At 59.4% G+C, this 3,581-nt stretch carries 3 protein-coding genes and 1 pseudogene; all 4 read right to left on the bottom strand.

Annotated features, from left to right (window positions below):
- Positions 1-953 (bottom strand): molybdopterin-dependent oxidoreductase (locus WCA53_RS27755; RefSeq protein ID WP_423918404.1); only part of this gene is annotated, 953 nt, incomplete at its 3' end.
- Between the two features lie 355 nt (positions 954-1,308).
- Positions 1,309-2,331, bottom strand: a complete 1,023-nt coding sequence (locus tag WCA53_RS27750) for an LLM class flavin-dependent oxidoreductase (RefSeq protein WP_423918401.1) — start codon at positions 2,329-2,331, stop codon at positions 1,309-1,311.
- A 257-nt stretch (positions 2,332-2,588) separates the two neighbouring features.
- Positions 2,589-3,260, bottom strand: a complete 672-nt coding sequence (locus WCA53_RS27745; RefSeq protein WP_423918398.1) for a glutathione S-transferase family protein — start codon at positions 3,258-3,260, stop codon at positions 2,589-2,591.
- 86 nt (positions 3,261-3,346) lie between these two features.
- A pseudogene (locus tag WCA53_RS27740) lies at positions 3,347-3,581 on the bottom strand (alpha-ketoglutarate decarboxylase); the annotation flags it as partial.

Here is a 3,581-nt window from a genome sequence, read left to right as displayed (position 1 = left end):
AGCGTGTAGCGTCCCTCTAGGGCGGGTTCCGCGTCCGGCGTGTGATGACGCACTGCGCGCTGGGTCTTGCGATCCCACCATAGGTGGTTTTGCGGAAACAGCGGATTGACTTGCGGCAGGCCGGGATCTCGGACGAACAAACCAAACGCGTCGCTGTCGGCATTCATGTCGAGCAGTTCGGCGGCGTTCGTATAGCGCGTCACGAACTCGTGGTCATAGGCGTCGGATTCGAGCAGCTCACGAATCAGGGCCATGAATAATGCGCCGTCCGTGCCGGGTCGGATCGGTACCCATTCGTCGGCGATCGCGGCGTAGCCGGTGCGGATCGGGTTAATGGCGATAAAGCGGCCGCCGGCGCGCTTGAACTTCGACAGCGCGATTTTTAGCGGATTCGAATGATGATCTTCCGCGGTGCCGATCATGAAGAACAGCTTTGCGTTGTCGAGGTCGGGCCCGCCAAACTCCCAGAACGAGCCGCCGATCGTGTAGATCATCCCGGCCGCCATATTGGACGAGCAGAACCCGCCGTGCGCCGCGTAGTTGGGCGTGCCGAACTGCCGGGCGAACAGACCCGTCAGCGCCTGCATCTGGTCGCGGCCGGTGAAGAGCGCGAACTTCTTCGGATCGGTCGCCCGCAGATGGGCAAGGCGTTTTTCGAGCGTGGCAAACGCGACTTCCCACGACACCGGTTCAAACTGCGCGCTGCCGCGCTCGGCGCCTGCTTTGCGCATCAGCGGCTGGGTCAGGCGCGCAGGCGAATACTGCTTCATGATCCCCGAGGAACCTTTAGCGCAGATCACACCCTGGTTGAGCGGATGGTCGGGGTTGCCGTCGATATAACGCACTTCGCCGTCGCGCAGATGCACCCGGATGCCGCAGCGGCACGCGCACATGTAACACGTCGTGGTCTTGAATTCGAGCTTCTCGTTTTGCGTGCGCGCGTGGTGTTCCATGTGTGCTCCGTTAAAACCGCTTGCCCGGTCGTTTCCGCGCCTGACGATTGCGGCCTACGTCCTCATCGTACGAGGACAACATGGGAAAGGAAAATCGCAAGTGAGTATCAAACGGTCATCCATGTGTATAGCCCCATCGGTTTACCGTAGGCGATAGATAAGCTGCACGTGGAATGTTTTGAAGTAACGAGGCAGCATGCGTCCCTCTACCGGAGATGGAGGCATGCAGAAGAATTACGCGGGGTTTTCGAATCTCAACGCTTTACGCGCGAGCCATGACGGCCGGCGGCGCTACGATCCGAGAGCAAAACAGCAATTGATAGTCGCCGGCTTGGAGCCGGCGTGTCGATTTCCTCTAGCGCCAGCCGAGTTCGGGGGCCACATGCGTGAGAATCGATTCGATCACGTGCGCGCAGTATTCCACGCCCAATTGGTTAGGCACGGTAAGCAGCAGGGTATCAGCCGCTGCGATTGCCTCGTCCTTGGCTAGTTGCGCTACGAGGACGTCAGGTTCTGCGGCGTAGTTTCGACCGAAAACCTTCTGAACGTCGTCGTCTAGAAAGCCGATCGTATCGTTGCTCTCTGTGCCTTGACCAAAATACATCCGGTCCTGGTCGTTCACGAGCGCGAAGATACTCCGGCTGACCGACACTCGCGGCTCGCGTGTATGCCCAGCCGCTTTCCATGCCTCACGGTAGGCCCGGATCTGCTCTGCTTGCTGGATATGAAGAGGCCGGCCCGATTCGTCATTCTTCAACGTCGAGGTCTGGAGGTTCATGCCCATCTTCGCGGCCCATCCCGCCGTGGCGTAGGAGCCCGAACCCCACCAGATGCGCTCGCGAAGGCCCTCGGAATACGGTTCGATCCGCAGAAGCCCAGGTGGGTTTGGAAACATGGGCCGCGCATTCGGCTGCGCAAAGCCCTTGCCTCGCAGCACCTCATAAAATACTTCCGTGTGGCGGCGCGCCAGATCGGCATGAGTCTCGCCCTCGTCAGGCGCGTACCCGAAATGACGCCATCCATCGATCACCTGTTCGCCGGAGCCTCGGCTGATACCCAGTTGCAGCCGTCCGCCGGCAATCAGGTCGGCTGCCCCGGCATCTTCCGCCATGTAGAGCGGATTCTCGTAACGCATGTCGATGACGCCCGTTCCGATTTCAATCCGGCTGGTTTTTGCACCCACCGCTGCGAGAAGTGGAAAAGGCGACGCAAGCTGTTTAGCGAAATGATGGACGCGGAAGAAGGCCCCGTCTGCACCTAGTTCCTCAGCGGCGACCGCGAGGTCGATGGATTGCAGAAGCACATCAGCCGCCGACCGTGCCCGCGAATGCGCAGAATTAGTCCAGTGGCCGAAGGAGAGAAAGCCAATCTTTTTCATGGAAACGTCGCCTAAAGGCGTTCAGATACAGGGTGGCGGGGATGGTGCAGAGTGAGTTTGCAATGGTCTTACTGGAGCGGTGTTTATGTCCCAGGGGCCTCATCATGCCACTTGCTTCAAAACGCTTCATTGGGCCTGCCTCTGGCACGACCTCGGTCGTTAGCGCGGGCGGCCATTTCATCGGTCTCCAGCGCACCGGCACTGGCCGTTTTCACGCGGCCAGTGCGAGCGTTTTCGCGGCTTGCCTGGACGGTGATCTAAGCGTTCTGCGGGAACAGTGCGCGACGGGTTTCGTCGTCAAAATCGGCTTTGAACTTGAACTTGTCCCTCAGCGCCAGGGCGCGGACGGCTGCCGGGCGCGCCGAGATTTCATCGACCAGACGCTTGACGTGCGGATAGTCCGTCAGACCCTTCTCGCCGAAGATAAAGCCGGCGGAATTGCCCCAGCCCCAGAGCGCCATGTCGGCGATCGAGTAAGTGTCGCCCGCCAGGTACTTTGAGCCCGCGAGACGCGCATCGAGAATGCGGTAGTGGCGCTCGACTTCCTTCAGATAACGGTTACGCGCATACGGCAGGGTTTCCGGCGCATGGTGCAGGAAGTGCACGGCCTGACCGGAGAACGGCGACAGGCCGGTCGCGACGAACATCAGCCACGAGAGCATCTCGGCATTCTGCGACGGTGTGGACGGCACGAACTTGCCGTGCTTCGCGCTTAGGTGCAGCAGAATGGCGTGGGAATCGAAGACGGCGATACCGTCGTCAACGATGGCCGGCACTTTGCCATTCGGGTTGATCTTCAGGTACTCCGGCTCGTGTTGCTTTCCCTTGAAGGTATCGACGGGAGACAGTTCGTACGGTATTTCAAGCTCCTCGAGCAGGAGCGCTACTTTCGCGGGATTAGGCGTGGGATGAAAGTAAAACTTAAGCATGAATGTTTCCTTAGTGGGGACATGAAACAGATCTGGCAACGAGGGCGAATCAGTGACATCGTCTCCGACTCGCCCTTGTTAGGTAGTTACTCGTCAATAGCTGCGTGCAGGTACTTTTCCTGACGCGCGAGGTACATCGACGCGTAGCCCGGTGCAGTCGATGCACTTGCCGCAGGTCCGATATAGCGCAGCGCTGCAGGTGCCTTCACAATTTCCAGCAGCTGTTCCATGACGAAATTCCACGCACCCTGGTTCTTCGACTCTTCCTGAGCCCAAACGACTTCCTTCAGATTCGGATAGCGCGCAAGCTCTGAACTGATC

This window comes from Caballeronia sp., from assembly GCF_049581465.1.
GTDB lineage: Bacteria > Pseudomonadota > Gammaproteobacteria > Burkholderiales > Burkholderiaceae > Caballeronia.
The sequence above is the reverse complement of the archived record's forward strand: the minus strand, read 5'-3'. Positions and strand labels throughout refer to the sequence as shown.

Bases quoted from the DNA above. Each gene is read 5' to 3' on its own strand.
- WCA53_RS27750 (WP_423918401.1), bottom strand. From the start codon at position 2,331: ATGAAAAAGATTGGCTTTCTCTCCTTCGGCCACTGGACTAATTCTGCG.
- WCA53_RS27745 (WP_423918398.1), bottom strand. From the start codon at position 3,260: ATGCTTAAGTTTTACTTTCATCCCACGCCTAATCCCGCGAAAGTAGCG.